The organism is Pseudomonas sp. Irchel s3f19 (genome assembly GCF_900187555.1).
Classification (GTDB): domain Bacteria; phylum Pseudomonadota; class Gammaproteobacteria; order Pseudomonadales; family Pseudomonadaceae; genus Aquipseudomonas; species Aquipseudomonas capeferrum.
In genome coordinates this window covers 667032-685751 of sequence record NZ_FYDW01000001.1, presented here as the reverse complement: position 1 = coordinate 685751, position 18720 = coordinate 667032, and the positions used below count along the sequence as shown (strand labels likewise).

Below are 18720 nucleotides of genomic sequence, written 5' to 3'. Positions count from 1 at the left end.
CATGTTCAACGTGAGGCAGCTGATTGCCGCAACCCTGCTCCTGTCCTGTGCCTTCGCGGCCCAGGCCGAGCGCTTGAAGGACATCGCCAGCATCTCTGGCGTGCGTTCCAACCAGTTGATCGGCTATGGCCTGGTGGTGGGGCTCAACGGCACGGGTGACCAGACCACCCAGACGCCGTTCACCCTGCAGACCTTCAACAACATGCTGTCGCAGTTCGGCATCAAGGTGCCGGCCGGTTCCGGCAACGTGCAGTTGAAAAACGTCGCGGCGGTGTCGGTGCATGCCGACCTGCCCGCCTTCGCCAAACCCGGCCAGGTGGTGGACATCACCGTTTCGTCGATCGGTAACTCCAAGAGCCTGCGCGGCGGCAGCCTGCTGCTGACCCCGCTCAAGGGTATCGACGGCAACGTCTACGCGATCGCCCAGGGCAACCTGGTGGTCGGCGGCTTCGATGCCGAAGGCCGCGATGGCTCGAAGATCACCGTCAACGTTCCGTCGGCCGGGCGTATCCCGGGCGGCGCCAGCGTCGAGCGGGCCGTGCCGAGCGGGTTCAACCAGGGCAACAGCCTGACCCTGAACCTCAACCGCCCAGACTTCACCACCGCCAAGCGCATCGTCGACAAGGTCAACGAACTGCTCGGCCCGGGCGTCGCCCAGGCCTTGGACGGTGGCTCGGTACGTGTCAGTGCGCCGATGGACCCAAGCCAGCGGGTGGATTACCTGTCGATCCTGGAAAACCTCGAGATCGACCCGGGCCAGGCAGTGGCGAAAGTCATCATCAACTCGCGTACCGGCACCATCGTCATTGGCCAGAACGTCAAGGTGTCGCCGGCCGCGGTGACCCACGGCAGCCTGACCGTGACCATTACCGAAGACCCGATCGTCAGCCAGCCGGGGCCGTTCTCCAATGGCCAGACTGCCGTGGTGCCACGCTCGCGGGTCAACGCCGAGCAGGAAGCCAAGCCGATGTTCAAGTTCGGCCCGGGGACCACGCTGGATGAAATCGTCCGCGCGGTGAACCAGGTTGGCGCGGCGCCCAGCGACCTGATGGCGATCCTCGAAGCCCTGAAACAGGCCGGCGCCTTGCAAGCCGACCTGATCGTGATCTGAGGACGCAGGATGAACAGCAAAAGCCTGGTATCCGGCAGCGTCGACAGCGGCGCCTACACCGACCTCAACCGCCTCAACTCGCTCAAGCACGGCGACCGCGACAGCGAAGCCAACGTGCGCAAGGTGGCCCAGGAGTTCGAATCGCTGTTCATCAGCGAAATGCTCAAGGCCTCGCGCAAGGCCAGCGATGTGCTGGCCGCCGACAACCCGATGAACACCGAGACGGTCAAGCAGTACCGCGACATGTATGACCAGCAGCTGGCGGTGAGCATGTCCCGCGAGGGTGGCGGTATCGGCCTGCAGGACGTGCTGGTGCGCCAGTTGACCAAGAGCAAGAGCACGGCAGGCGCCAGCAGCCCGTTTGCGCGCGGCGAGGGCAGTGGCCCGGCGCTGTGGGGCAACAAGGTGGCTGAGCCGGTGCATGCCACCGAGTCGGGTGCCACCCGCAACGACGTAGCGGCCCTCAATGCGCGGCGCCTGGCGCTGCCGAGCAAGCTCACCGACCGCCTGCTGGCCGGCATCGTGCCGTCGGCCGCGACCAGCAACGGCGCCGCCGTGCCGGCCCGTGACGGCCAGCAAGTGGCCAAGGCCTTTGCCGTGCCGGAAAACGGCCTGCGCATTGTCGGGCGTGCCGTGGCCCAGCCGCCGCTGGCGCCGAACAAAGCCTTCAGCGACAGCGACACGTTCGTGGCGACCATGCTGCCGATGGCCGAGCAGGCCGCCAAGCGCATCGGTATCGACCCGCGCTATCTGGTGGCCCAGGCGGCGCTGGAAACGGGCTGGGGCAAGTCGGTCATGCGCAACACCGATGGCAGCAGCAGCCACAACCTGTTCGGCATCAAGGCCAGTGGCAACTGGCAGGGCGAGCAGGCGAGGGCGATCACCAGCGAATTCCGTGATGGCCAATTCGTCAAGGAAACGGCGGCGTTCCGCTCGTACGATTCCTACCAGGACAGCTTCCATGACCTGGTGAATCTGTTGCAGGGCAATTCCCGCTATCAAGGTGCGCTGGACGCGGCCGATAACCCTGAGCAGTTTGCAAGAGAGCTGCAAAAGGCAGGTTATGCGACTGACCCGGGCTATGCGAAGAAGATCATCAGCATCGCCCAGCAAATGCAAGCAACCCCTCAATACGCCATGGCTGGCAGAACCACGAATCTATAAAAGGACTAAATCATGTCGAGCCTGATTTCGATCGGCCTGAGTGGCCTGAGTGCCAGCCAGGCGGCATTGTCGGTTACCAGTAACAACATCGCCAACGCCGCCACCAGTGGCTATTCGCGCCAGCAGACGATCCAGGCCGCAGGGGCCTCGCATAACATCGGCGCGGGCTTTCTCGGTACCGGTACTACGCTGTCGGACGTGCGCCGTATCTACAGCGCTTACCTGGACAACCAGCTGCAGACCGCCACCTCGCTGCAGGCCGACTCGGTCGCGTTCCAGGACCAGATCACTAGCGTCGACAAGCTGCTGGCTGACCGCGACACCGGTATCAGTTCGGTCCTTACCGCGTTCTTCTCGGCCTTGCAGACGGCGGCGGCCAAGCCCGGCGACGTTGCTTCGCGGCAGTTGCTGCTGACCCAGGCGCAGACCTTGAGCAACCGCTTCAACGCGGTGTCCAACCAGCTCACCCAGCAGAACGAAACGATCAACTCGCAGCTCGATACCATGGCGGGGCAGGTCAACAAGCTCACGGCCAACATCGCCGAGTACAACAAGCAGATCTCTGCAGCGACGGCCACCGGCAATACCCCCAACAGCCTGCTGGATGCGCGCAGCGAAGCGGTTCGCCAGCTCAACGAGCTGGTCGGCGTGACCGTGCAGGAGCGCGACGGCAACTACGACGTCTACCTGGGCAGCGGCCAGTCGCTGGTCACCGGCAACAAGGCCAACACCCTGTCGGTGCAGCCGGGGGTTGCCGACAAGAGCCAGGCCAGCCTGCGCATCAACTATGAGTCGTTCAGCTCTGACGTGACCTCGGTGGTGAGCGGTGGCGCGATCGGCGGCCTGCTGCGCTACCGTCAGGACGTGCTGACGCCGTCGATGAACGAGCTCGGCCGCGTCGCCCTGGTAGTGGCTGACAGCATCAACAGCCAGCTGGGCCAGGGCCTGGATGCCAATGGCCAGTTCGGCAGTTCGCTGTTCTCCAGCATCAACAGCGCTACCGCCATCGCCCAGCGCAGCCTGGCGTCGTCGAACAACAGTGCAGGGTCTGGCAACCTGAATGTGAGCATTGCCGACAGTGGCGCGCTGACCACCTACGACTACGAGGTGAAGTTCACCAGCGCCAACCAGTACAGCGTGCGCCGCTCCGACGGCACCGACATGGGCAGCTTCGACCTCAATGCCGACCCGGCACCGGTGATCGATGGCTTCAGCCTGGCGCTGAAAGGCGGTGGCCTGGCGGCAGGCGACAGCTTCAAGGTAATCCCCACCCGTGCGGCGGCAGGCAGCATCACCACTGCCCTGACCGATGCCAACAAGTTGGCGTTCGCCGGGCCGATCAGCGCCGCAGCGGGTAGCGGCAACAGCGGCACCGGCACCATCACCCAGCCTACCCTGGGCGAATCGCTGGACATCTACGGCGGTGCCGATACCGCGTTGATCCAGCAGTCGATTCGCAACTCGATGCCGGTACGCGTGGTGTTCGACGCCGCCAACGGTGGCTCCCAGGGCTACAAGCTGTTCGATGCCAAGGGCACTCAGATCGGCACCGGCAGCGTGGTGCCTGGCCAGGACAACAAACTGGCCGTGGCCGTACCCATGCTCGATGCGGCGGGTAATCCAATCCTCGATGGCAGCGGCAACCCGCGCACCTTCAGTGTCGAAACCACGATCGGCGGCAGCCCGGCGGCGAATGACAGCTTTACCCTGTCGTTCAACGCCGACGGCAAGGCAGACAACCGCAATGCCACGGCACTGCTCGACCTGCAGACCAAGTCGACGGTGAACACCGGGTCTGGTGGCGGCACCAGCTTCACCTCGGCCTATGCCTCGCTGGTCGAGCGTGTGGGCGCCAAGGCCAGTCAGGCTGCCATCGACACCACCGCGACCGAGGCGGTCATCAAGTCCGCCAGCGAGAGCCGCAGCGCGGTTTCCGGGGTCAACCTCGATGACGAGGCGGCGAGCCTTGTGAAGTTCCAGCATTACTACACGGCGTCGTCGCAGATCATCAAGGCGGCGCAAGAAACCTTCAGCACCCTGATCAATGCTTTGTAAGGAGTAGACTCTCGTGCGTATTTCCACTGCTCAGTTCTACGAGTCCAGCGCCACTAGCTACTCCAAGAATTTCTCTGGCATGAACAAGACCAACGACCAGGTCACCTCGGGTATCCGTATCCAGACGGCGGCCGATGACCCGGTCGGCGCAGCGCGCCTGCTGCTGCTGCAACAACAGCAGGCACTGCTGGACCAGTACGGCGGCAACATCAATACGGTGAGCAATGCCCTGCTGCAGGAGGAGAGCGTGCTCTCCACCGTCAACGACGCCATGCAGCGCGCCAGTGAACTGGCGATCCGTGCGGGTGGGCCTGGGGTCACCGACTCCGACCGCGTGGCCATCAGCACCGAGCTCAAAGAGATCGAAGCCAACATCTTCGGCCTGCTGAACTCGCGCGATGCCAATGGCGACTACATGTTCGGCGGCTCCAAGAGCACTTCGCCACCCTATGTGCGCAACTCCGACGGCACCTACAGCTACCACGGTGACCAGACCCAGCTGAGCCTGCAGGTGTCCGACACCCTGAACCTGGCGACCAACGATACCGGCTTCAGCGTATTCGACTCGGCCAGCAACAAGAGCCGCACCCAGTCGACGCTCTTGGTGCCGGCCACCGACGATGGCGTGGTCGGAGTGTCGCCAGGCTTGATGACCTCGAGCAGCAGCTATAACAACAACTTCACTGCAGGCCAGCCCTACAAGCTGACCTTCACCAGTGCGACCCAGTACGTGATCACCGACAGCACTGGCCGCGATATCACCGCTGAAACCGCCACCAACGGTCACTTCGACAGTAACACCGAAGGCGCCAACCGCATCGCCTTGCGTGGCGTCGAGTTCGAAATCACGGTCACGCTGGAAGAGGGCGCCGATGCCGACGCTTCGGTGGCGGGGCGCGAGTTTTCCCTGGCGGCGCGGCCGGATTCGTTCAACACCACCCGCAGCGCCGGCAACACTTCCAGCGCCCAGGTCACCAGCAGCACCGTAAGCGACGAGGCGGCCTACCGCAGCACGTTCCCCAGTAACGGTGCGGTGATCAAGTTCACCGGGCCCGGCAGCTACGAGTTCTACGCGCAGCCATTGACGGCTGACAGCAAGCCTGTGGCTACCGGTACGTTCACGGCGCCAGCCTTGACGGTGGCGGGTGTGACCTACCAGGTTTCCGGTTCGCCGGAGGCGGGTGACCAGTTTGCCGTTACCGCCAACACTCACCAGAACCAGAACGTACTGGAAACCCTCAGCCAGCTGCGCGCTGCGCTGGATACGCCGGTCACGGGCACAGGCCAGGCCAACTCGCTGAAGGATGCTGCGGCTTCGGCCATCGCCAACCTGGCCAGCGCCCGTGAGCAGGTCGATGTCACCCGAGGTTCGATCGGTGCCCGTGGCAACTCGCTGGAGATCCAGCGCCAGGAGAACACCAGCCTGGGCCTGGCCAACAAGACCACCCAGAACGCCATCGGCAACACGGACATGTCGCAGGCTGCGATTACGCTGACCTTGCAGCAAGCCATGCTCGAAGCCTCGCAGCTGGCTTTCTCGCGCATTTCCCAGTTGAGCCTGTTCAACAAGCTCTGATCCGCTGCTGCCCCTACAGGCTCGCACAATCCTTGTAGGAGCGGCCTTGCGTCGCGAAAGGGGCGCGTAGCGGCCCCGACGATTTTTGCTGCGCCACAGAACCTGGGGCCGCTGCGCAGCCCATTCGCGACGCAAGGCCGCTCCTACTAACGGCCACTCAGCAGCCCAGGGGCAACGCCACGCCAATCACGGCGAACAAAGTCCCGCAGCATGCTGGCGCCGGTGGCGCTGCTGATCGGGCTTACTTCGCCTGGCTTCAGCGTGATCGGACTGGCGCTGACAGGCGTGCTGTTGGGCTTCGCGGTACAGATGAACCCGGTGTACATGACCAGCATCTTCCGGGCGGGGCGTTGGGCTCGGCGGTGGCCAGTGCGCTGTTTGCCGAGTTCGGCTGGCAGGGGGTAGCGCTGGTGAGCGCCGGGTTGCCCGGGGTGGCGCTGATCGTGTTCCTCATCCAGGCCCGGCGGGGTTTGTAGGAGCGGCCTTGCGTCGCGAAAGGGGCGCGTAGCGGCCCCGGCGATTTTTGCTGCGCCACAGAACCTGGGGCCGCTGCGCGCCCCCTTCGCGACGCAAGGCCGCTCCTACGGGGATCTGTGCCTGCCTGGTCACTCCTCGAATTCCTCAGTCTCCACGCCCGGCGCACGGCTTTCGTAGCATTTCAATGTGACCAATGAGTCAAAACGCTCATCTTCCCTGTATTCTATGCAGCAGCTGTTGCAGCATTTTGTTACCGGTGCGCAGGCGAGCTCTGCTTTCAACCCTTGGCGGTGACGCTCCGGTATTTGGCGCCCTCAATTCATCGAGTGGTGGTCTTTGGCTGTTTTCATTGGGAAGCCAGAATGATTGGCATCAAAAGCATCGCGAGTTACGTGCCCACCGCTGGCCTGGACAACTATGTCCAGGGTGCGAAGTTCGGCAAGGACGAAGAGTTCATGTTCGGCAAGATCGGCGCGTCGTTCTTGCCGCGCAAGGCCGAAGAGCAGGAAACCTCCGACCTGTGCGTAGAGGCCGCCCAGGCCCTGTTCGCCAGCAACCCTGACCTTGATCCGCAGTCGATCGATGCGCTGATCGTGGTCACGCAGAATGGTGATGAAGAGGGCCTGCCGCACACCGCTGCCATCGTCCAGAGCAAACTTGGCCTGTCTACCCGCGTGGCGGCGTTCGACGTGTCGCTGGGCTGCTCCGGCTATGTGTATGGCTTGTATGCGATCAAAGGCTTCATGGAAGCGGCAGGGCTGAAGAACGGCTTGCTGATCACCGCCGACCCGTATTCGAAGATCGTCGACCCGGAAGACCGCAACACCACCATGCTGTTCGGCGACGCCGCCACCGCCACCTGGATGGGTGAAAACGCGGTGTGGAACTTGGGTGAAGCGCGTTTCGGTACTGACGGCTCCGGTGCCGAGCACCTTAAAGTCACTGACGGCAAGTTCTTCATGAACGGCCGCCAGGTGTTCAACTTTGCCTTGGTCAAGGTGCCGGCGCACCTGCACGAACTGCTGGATGCCAGTGGCCTGACGTCGGCGGATATCGACGCCTTCTGTATTCACCAGGGCAGTGCGGCGATTGTCGATGCCGTGGCCCGGCGCTTCGAAGAGCAACACCCGGAGAAGTTCGTCAAGGACATGCTGGAAACCGGCAACACCGTGTCCTCCAGCGTGCCGCTGCTGTTGCAGAAGCACATGCTTGACGGCAGCTGGAAGCGTGTGGCGATCAGCGGCTTTGGTGTGGGCTTGTCGTGGGGTTCGGCCATCCTGTATCGCGACTGATTGCTCGCAGACCCCAAAAAAGCGCCCGGCGGCCACCGCCTGGCGCTTTTTTTATGCCTGCAGAAAAACCGCTCTCGTGGTGGTGTTGCAAGCCGTTATCTGGCGCATTTCATAAGGTTTTTGACGCCAATAAAATGCCCTTAAGCCCTTGATTTTCCGAGGGTGGCCGCTTGCCAGTATTTTTTTTTCGAAAAAGCCCTCAAGCAACCCGCGCACCCGACGATAACTATTACGAAGGTTCTCTAGGCCAAGCCGGCGGTTGCCAAGGCCGGAAGCCGCAGTACCCATCCAACGAGGATTTCGTCATGGCTTTAACTGTAAACACCAACATTGCGTCGATCACTACTCAGGGCAACCTGACCAAGGCTAGCAACGCTCAGACCACTTCGATGCAGCGTCTGTCCTCGGGTCTGCGTATCAACAGCGCTAAAGACGACGCTGCTGGCCTGCAGATCGCCAACCGTCTGACCAGCCAGATCAACGGCCTGGGCCAGGCTGTTAAGAACGCCAACGACGGTATCTCGATCGCCCAGACCGCTGAAGGTGCGATGCAGGCTTCGACCGACATCCTGCAAAAAATGCGTACCCTGGCCCTGTCCTCGGCTACTGGCTCCCTGAGCGCCGACGACCGTAAGTCGAACAACGACGAATACCAGGCGCTGACCGCTGAGCTGAACCGTATCTCGGAAACCACCACCTTCGGTGGCCAGAAGCTGCTGGACGGTTCGTACGGCACCAAGGCCATCCAGGTCGGCGCCAACGCCAACGAAACCATCAACCTGTCCCTGGACAACGTTTCCGCCAAGAGCATCGGCTCGCAGCAGGTCAAGTCGGGCACCATCTCGCCTACCGCCAGCGGCGTTGCCGCAGCCGACCTGGTTGTCACTGGCAACGGTCAGAGCAAAACCGTCAGCTACGATGCCGGCTCCTCGGCCAAAGACATCGCTGCCAAACTCAATGGCTCGATCGGTGGCCTGACTGCTACTGCCAGCACCGAAGTCAAACTGGCTGTTGCCAGTGGCGCTGCAGCTACTCCAGCCAACTTCGACCTGACTGTAGGCGGTAGCACCGTCAGCTTCATCGGTGTTAAGGACACCGCAAGCCTGGCTGATCAGTTGAAGTCCAACGCCGCCAAGCTGGGTATCAGCGTCAACTATGACGAATCGACCAAGAGCCTGTCGGTCAAGTCGGACACTGGCGAGAACCTGGCCTTCACCTCCAAAGCTGGCGCAGACGCCATCTCGGTGGGTGCACGCAACGGCAGCGGTGATTTCCCAGGTACTCTGACCACGCTTTCCGCTACCCTTAACGACAAATCGACTGTCACTGGCCAGATTTCTCTGGACTCCGCCAAAGGTTACTCGGTCGCTAACGGTGCAACCGGTACGGGTGCTACTGACCTGTTCGGCGCGGCGTCCAAGTCCTCGGATAAAACCACCATCGCTGATACCGATGTTACCGACGCCGTCAACGCCCAGAACGCTCTGGCCGTCATCGACAAGGCCATTGGTTCGATCGACAGCGTCCGTTCGGGCCTGGGTGCTACCCAGAACCGTCTGCAAACCACCGTCGATAACCTGCAGAACATCCAGAAGAACTCCACCGCTGCCCGCTCCACCGTGCAGGACGTGGACTTCGCTTCGGAAACTGCCGAGCTGACCAAGCAGCAGACCCTGCAGCAGGCTTCGACTGCGATCCTGTCGCAGGCTAACCAGCTGCCATCTTCGGTCCTGAAACTGCTTCAGTAATTCAGGCGCCTGAGTAAAGGGTGAAAGGGCGCGTTTACGTGCCCTTTCACCCTTTTTGGCATGAGGAGTTCGAAACATGGACATGAATGTCAAGCTGAGCCAGGTGTACCCGTCTGTGTTACCCCAGGCGCCAGTCGCTGACCGGGACCCGGTAGTGCCTGCCAAAGTGCAGGAGGCTGCTGCTGCCCCCGACAGTCAGCCGCACTCGCGCGAAGACCTGGAGAAGGCGGTTGGCGAGATTCGTGATTTCGTCCAGTCGAGCCAGCGTCAGCTGGACTTTTCCATTGATGATTCCACTGGGCAGGTTGTGGTCAAGGTGATCGCCACCCAATCAGGTGAAGTGATTCGCCAGCTCCCGTCGGAAACAGCGCTGAAGCTTGCACAAAGTCTCAGTGAAGCCGGCAGCCTGCTGTTCACTGATCAGGCATAGGCTGGCATGATTTTTGTTGCTGTTATCTATTTGATGGATTTATCCGCCAAGGATCCGGCAGCTACTGAACAAGGAGAGCAATGATGGCAGGTACAACAGTCAGCGGTATTGGCTCGGGCATTGATACCCAGGCGATTGTCGATTCCCTGGTAGCCGCGCAGAAGGCGCCGAAGCAGGCGCAAATCAATACCCAAACGCTGAAGGCAACCACCACGTTGTCCTCTATCGGCAAGATTCAGTCGGCCCTGGATGCCTTCCGCGGCGCCTTGACCAACATGACCGACACCAACAGCTTCGGCGGTTTGAGCCTGAAGTCTTCGGATGAGAAGGTCGCGACCGTCACCATGGGTACCGGTGCTGCCAACGGTTCGTTCAAGTTGATTGTCGACAAGTTGGCGACTGCTTCGAAGATCTCGACCAAGGTCTATGCGAACGGCGCGGGCTCGGTAGTCAATGCCGGTAGCACCCCGACCACCTTGACCATTCGTCAGAATGACAAGAACTACGATCTGAGTGTTCCTGCCGGCGCAACACTGCAGCAGGTGCGCGATAACATCAACAGCCAGTTCGGCGTGGCGGGCCTCAGCGCCAACGTGCTGACGGATGCCAATGGCTCGCGTTTGATCATCACCTCGACCAAGATGGGTGAAGGTTCCGACATTACGCTGCTGGGCGATTCAGGCATCGATACGGGCTATACCGTTGTCGATGAGCCGGCCGACGCTGAGTACACGCTCGACGGCATTGCCATGAAGTCCAAGACCAATGACATCACCGATGCCGTCAGTGGTCTGAACATCAAGCTGATTGGCACTTCACCGAAAAACGCTACCTCTGGCGAAGTGACCGCTACCATCCTTTCGCTGAGTACCAGTTCCACGACGCTGAAGTCGGGCCTCAAGGGTTTCATCGATACCTACAATGCCTTGCTCAATGTCATGAACGCAGAAACCAAGGTCACCAAGAATGCCAACGGCACCATGACCGCCGCGGCGCTGACCGGTGACGCCGCGATGCGCACCTTGATGTCCTCCATTCGTGAGGAGCTCAATGCGGTGTCGGGCAAAGGTACCTTGAAATCGCTCGCGGCCTTCGGTGTCACCTCGGCCCAGGATGGCGGTGCGCTGAGCCTGGACGACAAGAAATGGGACAAGGTTGCCTCGACCAATGCGGCAGACCTGACCAGTATTTTCAATGGCAAGGACGGCTTGCTGGCGCGCCTGCAGAAGGTCACCGAGCCATTCGCCAAAGCCGCCACTGGCTCCCTCGCCGAGCGCTCCAAGACCCTGAGCGAGAGCCTGACCAAGCTCAAGAGCGAGCAGGACTCGCTGGATGCCCGTATGGAAGCCCTGCAGAAAAGCCTGCAGGACAAGTACAACAACATGGATACCCTGGTCACTCAGTTGCGTCAGCAGCAGAGCTCGGTGCTGAGTACCCTCAACGCACTGAACAAATCGAGCGACGATTGATCAGTGGGCGGTGCGTGAAGCCCGGGCGTGACGCCCGGCTTCATGTCATCGGCCGGTAAAGTTTTCCGCCTTTTGCCCGATACAGGGAATATCACCCCCCTTTAGCCTGCCCGTCACGAGGTCGCAAGATGAATCCCATGAGAGCCCTTCGTCAGTACCAGAAGGTCAATTCCCATGCCCAGATTTCCGAAGCCACGCCGCATCGCCTGGTGCAGATGCTGATGGAGGGTGGCCTTGATCGCATGGCTCAGGCCAAGGGTGCAATGGCCCGTGGCGACATCGCGGAAAAGGGGCTGATGCTCGGCAAGGCGATCGACATCATCATCGGCCTGCGCGATGGGTTGTTGCCTGAAAAGAGCGAAAACCCGGAGTACGTCGAAAAGCTCGACGCCCTTTACGTCTATATGACCAACCGCTTGATGCAGGCCAACGTCGACAACGATGCCGGCATTATCGACGAAGTTGCCCAGCTGCTGATTACCGTGAAAAGCGGTTGGGACGGCATCGCCGACGCCCAGCCCGCCAGCTGACGGAAGGAGATTACCGTGACCGCACTGCAACGCCTCGATGACACCTGTGATGCCCTGATCGGCGCCTTGGGTGAACGTGACTGGGATGCCATTGCCAAGCTGGATGTGGCGTGCCGCGCGTGCATCGACGAGGTACTGGAAACCCACGCGATGGACCAGGTGTTGCTGCGCGGAAAGTTGGAAGGGGTGCTGCGGGTCTACCGCAACCTGATCGATGTGACAACCGGTGAACGCCAGGCAATTGCCGAAGAGATGATGCAGATCAACCAAGCGAAAAATGCTTCGAAGGTTTATCATCTGTTCAGTTAATATGCGCACAACTGAATAAAAGGCGCCATAAATTTGACTGTTTGGGCCTTTTTGACTTTACTAGTGGCTGTTTTCGAATTTCAGACGTCCGAACACTGACCATTCAGTCGGAATGATGTCGAGCATGCCCTTGCAGGGCGCCGATATGACTAGGGAAGTTGCTATTGCATGTGGCGTGAAACCAAGATTCTGCTGATCGATGACGACAGCGCGCGCCGCCGCGACCTTGCGGTGGTGCTGAACTTTCTCGGCGAAGAAAACCTCGCTTGCTCAAGCCAGGACTGGCAACAGGCGGTCGAGACGTTGTCCTCGAGTCGTGAAGTGCTGTGCGTGCTCATCGGCGCTGTAAACGCTCCGGGCAATCTCCTAGGGCTCGTTAAGACAGTGGCGGGTTGGGATGAGTTCCTTCCTGTTCTGCTTTTAGGTGAAATTTCTTCTGCCGAGCTCCCGGAAGACCTTCGTCGCCGGGTACTGTCCAACCTGGAAATGCCACCAAGCTACAGCCAGCTGCTGGATTCGCTGCACCGTGCCCAGGTCTATCGCGAGATGTACGACCAGGCCCGCGAGCGTGGCCGCCAGCGCGAACCCAACCTGTTCCGCAGCCTGGTCGGCACCAGCCGTGCCATCCAACACGTGCGGCAGATGATGCAGCAAGTGGCCGATACCGACGCCAGCGTGCTGATTCTGGGTGAGTCCGGCACCGGCAAGGAAGTGGTGGCGCGCAACCTGCACTACCACTCCAAGCGCCGCGAAGCGCCGTTCGTGCCGGTCAACTGCGGCGCGATCCCGGCCGAGCTGCTCGAAAGCGAACTGTTCGGCCACGAGAAGGGCGCCTTTACCGGGGCGATCACCAGCCGTGCCGGGCGTTTCGAACTGGCCAACGGCGGTACCCTGTTCCTCGACGAAATTGGCGACATGCCGTTGCCGATGCAAGTCAAGCTGCTGCGTGTGCTGCAGGAGCGTACGTTCGAGCGCGTGGGTAGCAACAAGACCCAGAGTATCGACGTACGCATCATCGCTGCGACGCACAAGAACCTCGAGAGCATGATCGAGGACGGCACCTTCCGCGAAGACCTGTACTACCGGTTGAACGTGTTCCCCATCGAGATGGCGCCGCTGCGTGAGCGGGTAGAAGACATCCCGTTGCTGATGAACGAGCTGATTTCGCGCATGGAGCACGAAAAGCGCGGCTCGATCCGCTTCAATTCGGCTTCGATCATGTCGCTGTGCCGCCACGGCTGGCCCGGCAATGTGCGCGAGCTGGCCAACCTGGTCGAGCGCATGGCGATCATGCACCCGTACGGGGTGATTGGCGTGTCCGAGCTGCCGAAAAAATTCCGCTACGTCGATGACGAAGACGAGCAGATGGTCGACAGCCTGCGCAGTGACCTGGAAGAGCGCGTGGCAATCAATGGCCACGCGCCGAACTTCAGCAACCCTGCGATGCTGCCGCCTGAAGGGCTGGACCTGAAAGACTACCTCGGTAGCCTGGAACAGGGCCTGATTCAACAGGCGTTGGACGACGCCAACGGTATCGTTGCGCGCGCGGCTGAACGTTTGCGCATTCGCCGTACTACGCTGGTGGAGAAGATGCGCAAGTACGGCATGAGCCGCCAGGGCGGCGAGGACCAGGCGGAGGATTGACGCCTGGGCCGGGGTTTTCGCCTCGGTTTTTCTGTCGCCCATTAGTTGAGCGCCGCCCATGCGACGCTCGATTTCCTCCCTGTCACACATCCCAAGCCCTGCCTCGATTCCCTTCGCCTATAAAACCGATTCCGCAGCGAATGCCAGCATAAAGCAGGCATGCGTTTTGCTTTGCATAGCATAAAGGGCCAGGGGTCAGTTTTTTGTCACCCCTCCGACCAATGCGGACAAACAGCATAATGAAAGCAGTCATTCTGGCCGGTGGGCTGGGCACACGCATCAGCGAAGAATCCCACCTGCGCCCAAAGCCGATGATCGAGATAGGCGGCAAGCCGATCATCTGGCACATCATGAAGATCTACTCGCACTACGGTATCAACGACTTCGTCATTTGCCTGGGCTACAAGGGCTATGTGATCAAGGAGTACTTCGCCAACTACTTCCTGCACATGTCGGACGTCACCTTCGACATGGCGGAAAACCGCATGGATATCCATAACCGCCACGCCGAACCTTGGCGGGTGACGCTGGTGGATACCGGGGAAAACACCGCCACCGGGGGCCGCCTGAAGCGTGTCCGCGACTATGTTGGCGATGAAACCTTTTGCCTGACTTACGGCGATGGTGTGTCCGACGTCGATATCCCCCAACTGATCGACTTCCACCGGCAGCACGGCAGGCTGGCCACGGTTACCGCCGTGCAGCCGCCGGGGCGTTATGGCGCGCTGGATGTGCAGGGCGAGCAGGTACGTGGCTTCCAGGAAAAACCCTTGGGCGACGGCGGCTGGATCAATGGCGGCTTCTTCGTGCTGGAGCCGGCCGTGCTCGATTACATCGAAGGTGACGACACCACCTGGGAATACGAGCCGCTGCGTCGTCTGGCCAAGGAGGAGCAGCTGATGAGCCACCTGCACCGTGGCTTCTGGCAGCCGATGGACACCCTGCGTGATCGCATGCTGCTTGAAGAACACTGGAAAAACGGCGAAGCAGCATGGCAGCTATGGCGCTGAACCCGGCATTCTGGGCTGGGCGCCGAGTCCTGCTGACCGGGCATACCGGCTTCAAGGGCGGCTGGCTGGCCGTCTGGCTGCGCCAGCTTGGCGCCGAACTGCGCGGCTTTGCCTTGCCTGCCGCGACCACGCCATCGTTGTGGCAGGCCGCGCAGCTGCAGCAGCAGATAGCCGGCGATTTCGCCGATATCCGTGATGCTTCGGCCCTGGCTCGTGCCTTGAAGGATTTCCAGCCGGAGGTGGTGCTGCATCTGGCGGCTCAGCCTCTGGTGCGCGAATCCTATCGTGCGCCAGGCGACACCTACGCAACCAACGTCATGGGCACGCTCAACCTGCTGGAGGCCGTGCGTGCCACGCCTTCGGTACGCGCGGTGCTGGTGGTGACCACCGACAAATGCTACGACAACCGCGAATGGCCCTGGCCTTACCGGGAACAGGACGCCCTAGGCGGCTTCGACCCCTATAGCAGCAGCAAGGCCTGTGTCGAACTGCTGTGCGCGAGCTACCGCGATTCGTTCTTGCGTACCACCGGCGTGGCCCTGGGTACGGCGCGCGCTGGCAATGTGCTAGGGGGCGGGGACTGGTCTGCCGAGCGCTTGCTGCCGGATATCTTGCGTGCCTGGGAGGATGGCCAAGAGGTGATCTTGCGTTATCCCGATGCGACGCGCCCCTGGCAGCACGTACTCGACCCGCTGATGGGCTATCTGCAGCTGGCGCAGGGCTTGCTGACCGATGCCGAGCGACACGCCGCAGCGTGGAACTTCGGCCCTGACAGCGCAGGGCTGGCCAGCGTCGGCGAGATCGTCCGGCGCCTTGCCGAACGTTGGCCAGGCGAGGCGCGCTGGTCGGTTGCCGGCGATGCCCAGCCGCACGAAGCCGGCCTGCTGGCGCTGGACTCCAGCAAGGCGCGGCAGATGCTTGGCTGGTCGCCCCGCTGGTCGCTGGATGACACCCTGAAACAGACCCTGGACTGGCATCTGGCCTGGCGCGCAGGGCGTGATATGAACATCGTTACCCGCGAGCAGATCGCGGTTCACCAAGGCGGATCCCATGAGTGACAGTACGGCGCAGCAGTTGCGCCAACAGATTGCCGAACTGGTCGGGCGCTATGCCGATCTGCAGATGGCGCCGAAACCCTTCGTGGCGGGGCAGAGCAGCGTTCCGCCTGCCGGCAAGGTGATCGGCGCGGGCGAACTGCAGGCGATGACCGAGGCCGTGCTGGATGGCTGGCTGACCACCGGGCGCTTCAACGAAGCGTTCGAGAAGCGCCTGGCCAAGTACCTGGGCCGTCGCTGCGTACTCACCACCAACTCGGGTTCGTCGGCCAACCTGCTGGCGTTTTCCGCGCTGACCTCGCCACGTCTCGGCGACCGCGCGATCAAGCCCGGCGACGAAGTGATCGGCGTTGCCGCCGGTTTCCCGACCACCGTCAACCCGATCCTGCAGTTTGGCGCGGTACCGGTGTTTGTCGATGTCGAGATGGGCACCTACAACATCAACCCGGCGCTGATCGAAGCGGCCATCGGCCCGAAGACCAAGGCCATCATGCTCGCCCATACCCTGGGCAACCCTTTCGACCTGGGCGTGATCCGCGCCCTGTGCGACAAGTACGGCCTGTGGCTGATCGAAGACTGCTGCGATGCCCTGGGCTCCACCTATCAGGGGCGCATGGTCGGCACCTTCGGCGATATCGGCACGCTCAGCTTCTACCCGGCGCACCACATCACCATGGGCGAGGGTGGGGCAGTGTTCACCGACTCGCCGTTGCTCAAGCGCATCATCGAGTCGTACCGCGACTGGGGCCGCGATTGCTACTGTGCGCCCGGCGAAGACAACACCTGCAGCAAGCGTTTCTGCTGGAAACTGGGTGGCCTGCCGCAAGGCTACGACCACAAGTACACCTACTCGCACCTGGGCTACAACCTGAAGATCACCGACATGCAGGCCGCCTGCGCGCTGGCGCAGATGGACCGGGTCGATGATTTCGTCGCTGCGCGTAAACGCAACTTCGGCTGGCTCAGCGAGCGTCTGGCCAGCTGTGCAGACCAACTGATCCTGCCGCAGGCCACCCGCGACAGTGACCCCTCCTGGTTCGGCTTCCCGATTACCCTGCGCGACGGCAGCGGCGTGAAGCGCCTCGATCTGTTGCGTTACCTGGATGAACAGGGCGTGGGTACCCGCCTGCTGTTCGCTGGCAACCTGACGCGCCAGCCTTACATGCAGGGGCTGAACTACCGGGTTTCCGGCGAACTGCCGGTCACCGACAAGATCATGAACGACACGTTCTGGATCGGCCTCTGGCCGGGCTTGAGCGATGACCATCTGGAACATGCGGCCAGTCACATCGAAACCTGGCTCAATCGAGGAACCCACTGATGAGCACTGCCTCTTCCGCCAACACCGGTACGTTGTTCGACAAACCGCTGTTCATCCTCGAAATGGCCAACAACCACATGGGCGATGTGGCGCATGGCGTGGCGCTGATTCGCGCATTTGCCGAGGTGTGCAAGGCGTTCCCGTTTCGCTTTGCCTTCAAGCTGCAATACCGTGACCTGGATACCTTCATTCACCCGGCGATGCGCGGCCGTGACGATGTGAAGTACATCAAGCGTTTCGGCGAGACACGTTTGTCCCGTGAGCAGTTCGATACCCTGGTGGCGGAAATCCGTGCCAACGGCTTCCTTTGCCTGTCCACGCCGTTCGATGAGGCATCGGTAGGCGTGATCGAAGAGCAGGGGCTGGATGCGATCAAGATCGCCAGTTGCTCGATGAGCGACTGGCCGTTGCTGGAACGCGTGGTACAGACTCAGCAGCCGCTGATCGTCTCCACGGCCGGTTCGACCCTGGATGAGCTCGATCGTCTGGTCAGCTTCCTGGCCCACCGGGAAAAGAGTTTCGCCATTCTGCATTGCGTAGGGGAGTACCCGACCCCGGATGCCAACATGCACCTGTCGCAGGTGGATTTTCTGCGTCGGCGCTACCCTGACGTGCGCGTGGGCTTTTCCACCCATGAAAACCCGGACAACACCGATATCGTCAAGATCGCGCTGGCCAAGGGCGCGCGTATTTTCGAGAAACACGTCGGCTTGCCCACCGAGCAATTCCCCATCAACGCCTACTCGGCAAGCCCTGAGCAGGTTCGGCGCTGGCTGGAAGCGGCGCAATATGCCTTGTTGCTGTGTGGTGAAGGCGAGCAGCGTCTGCCGGTGAACGAGCGTGAACGCGACAGCCTGCGCTCCCTGCGTCGTGGTGTGTTTGCGCGCAGGCCCATTGCCGCGGGTGAGGTGGTGCAGGCAGACGACGTGTATTTTGCCTTCCCGCCGCAAGACGGGCAGGTCACTGCCAACGACTGGTCGAAGTACGCCACCTTCACTGCCCAGGCGGATATCCCTGAGCATGCCGCACTGAGCACGCAGAACAGCACGCGGCGTGATGTGCGTGACAAGGTCTGGGCGATTGTCCAGCAAGTGCGCGCACAGTTGAGCGGCAGCCATGTAGTGGTGCCGGGGCGGGTCGACCTGGAGATCTCCCACCACTATGGCCTGGAGCAGTTCGACGAAATCGGTTTGACCATGCTCACGGTGGTCAATCGCGGCTACTGCAAGAAACTGCTGATGCTGCTGCCAGGCCAACAGCACCCTGAGCAATACCACAAGCGCAAGGAAGAAACCTTCCACGTCCTGCATGGCGAGCTGACGCTGCAGTTGGACGGGGTAAAGCGCGTCTGCCGTCCGGGCGATGTGGTCACCGTCGAGCCGGGTGTTCGCCATGCCTTCCACAGCGAGAGTGGGGCCATTATCGAAGAGCTGTCCTCCACGCATTTCAGCAATGATTCGTTCTATACCGACGAAGCGATCAATGCCAATCGCGATCGTAAAACCCTCTTGAGCTATTGGATGGACTGA

General features: G+C 61.5%; 15 protein-coding genes and 1 pseudogene. All 16 read left to right on the top strand.

The genetic code is table 11. The features are described from left to right. Position 1 precedes the first annotated feature (1 nt). The 16 genes and pseudogenes from CKW22_RS03065 to CKW22_RS02990 all read left to right on the top strand — a co-directional run bounded on the left by CKW22_RS03065 (position 2) and on the right by CKW22_RS02990 (position 18720). Positions 2-1111 (top strand): flagellar basal body P-ring protein FlgI, encoded by a 1110-nt coding sequence (locus tag CKW22_RS03065; RefSeq protein WP_033700185.1) that lies wholly within the window; start codon positions 2-4, stop codon positions 1109-1111. A 9-nt stretch (positions 1112-1120) separates the two neighbouring features. Then, positions 1121-2275, top strand: coding sequence for a flagellar assembly peptidoglycan hydrolase FlgJ (gene flgJ, locus CKW22_RS03060; protein WP_047583436.1), 1155 nt, complete (start codon positions 1121-1123; stop codon positions 2273-2275). 12 nt (positions 2276-2287) lie between these two features. Beyond that, positions 2288-4330, top strand: coding sequence for a flagellar hook-associated protein FlgK (flgK, locus tag CKW22_RS03055; protein WP_095063734.1), 2043 nt, complete (start codon positions 2288-2290; stop codon positions 4328-4330). A 13-nt stretch (positions 4331-4343) separates the two neighbouring features. Continuing rightward, entirely contained in the window at positions 4344-5906 is a 1563-nt protein-coding gene (locus CKW22_RS03050) for a flagellar hook-associated protein 3 (RefSeq protein WP_033699504.1), read from the top strand. 210 nt (positions 5907-6116) lie between these two features. Continuing rightward, positions 6117-6382: pseudogene (locus tag CKW22_RS03045) on the top strand (MFS transporter); the annotation flags it as partial. Between the two features lie 363 nt (positions 6383-6745). After that, complete coding sequence (locus CKW22_RS03040) at positions 6746-7675, top strand: ketoacyl-ACP synthase III (RefSeq protein WP_095063733.1); 930 nt, start codon at positions 6746-6748, stop codon at positions 7673-7675. A gap of 305 nt (positions 7676-7980) precedes the next feature. Then, on the top strand, positions 7981-9423 hold the full coding sequence (locus CKW22_RS03035; protein WP_095063732.1) for a flagellin: 1443 nt from the start codon (positions 7981-7983) through the stop codon (positions 9421-9423). Positions 9424-9499: 76 nt separating this feature from the next. Beyond that, positions 9500-9853 (top strand): flagellar protein FlaG, encoded by a 354-nt coding sequence (locus tag CKW22_RS03030; protein ID WP_033699500.1) that lies wholly within the window; start codon positions 9500-9502, stop codon positions 9851-9853. Between the two features lie 83 nt (positions 9854-9936). Next, on the top strand, positions 9937-11322 hold the full coding sequence (gene fliD, locus CKW22_RS03025; protein WP_095063731.1) for a flagellar filament capping protein FliD: 1386 nt from the start codon (positions 9937-9939) through the stop codon (positions 11320-11322). A gap of 128 nt (positions 11323-11450) precedes the next feature. Then, positions 11451-11852: a flagellar export chaperone FliS gene (fliS, locus tag CKW22_RS03020; protein ID WP_033699497.1), complete on the top strand. Its 402-nt coding sequence runs from the start codon at positions 11451-11453 to the stop codon at positions 11850-11852. Positions 11853-11867: 15 nt separating this feature from the next. Further along, a complete protein-coding gene (locus CKW22_RS03015; protein ID WP_033699495.1) occupies positions 11868-12161 on the top strand; it encodes a hypothetical protein in 294 nt (97 codons plus the stop codon). A gap of 168 nt (positions 12162-12329) precedes the next feature. Beyond that, positions 12330-13805 carry a transcriptional regulator FleQ gene (gene fleQ, locus CKW22_RS03010; RefSeq protein WP_033699493.1) on the top strand — a complete coding sequence of 492 codons (1476 nt, stop codon included), beginning with the start codon at positions 12330-12332 and terminating at the stop codon, positions 13803-13805. A gap of 239 nt (positions 13806-14044) precedes the next feature. Then, positions 14045-14815 (top strand): glucose-1-phosphate cytidylyltransferase, encoded by a 771-nt coding sequence (gene rfbF, locus CKW22_RS03005; protein ID WP_033699490.1) that lies wholly within the window; start codon positions 14045-14047, stop codon positions 14813-14815. Next, positions 14806-15873, top strand: a complete 1068-nt coding sequence (gene rfbG, locus CKW22_RS03000; protein ID WP_095063730.1) for a CDP-glucose 4,6-dehydratase — start codon at positions 14806-14808, stop codon at positions 15871-15873. The genes rfbF and rfbG overlap by 10 nt, the downstream gene beginning before the upstream one ends. Continuing rightward, positions 15866-17191, top strand: coding sequence for a lipopolysaccharide biosynthesis protein RfbH (gene rfbH / locus CKW22_RS02995; RefSeq protein ID WP_095063729.1), 1326 nt, complete (start codon positions 15866-15868; stop codon positions 17189-17191). The genes rfbG and rfbH overlap by 8 nt, the downstream gene beginning before the upstream one ends. Beyond that, entirely contained in the window at positions 17191-18720 is a 1530-nt protein-coding gene (locus tag CKW22_RS02990; RefSeq protein WP_095063728.1) for an N-acetylneuraminate synthase family protein, read from the top strand. Before rfbH ends, CKW22_RS02990 begins: the two co-directional genes overlap by 1 nt.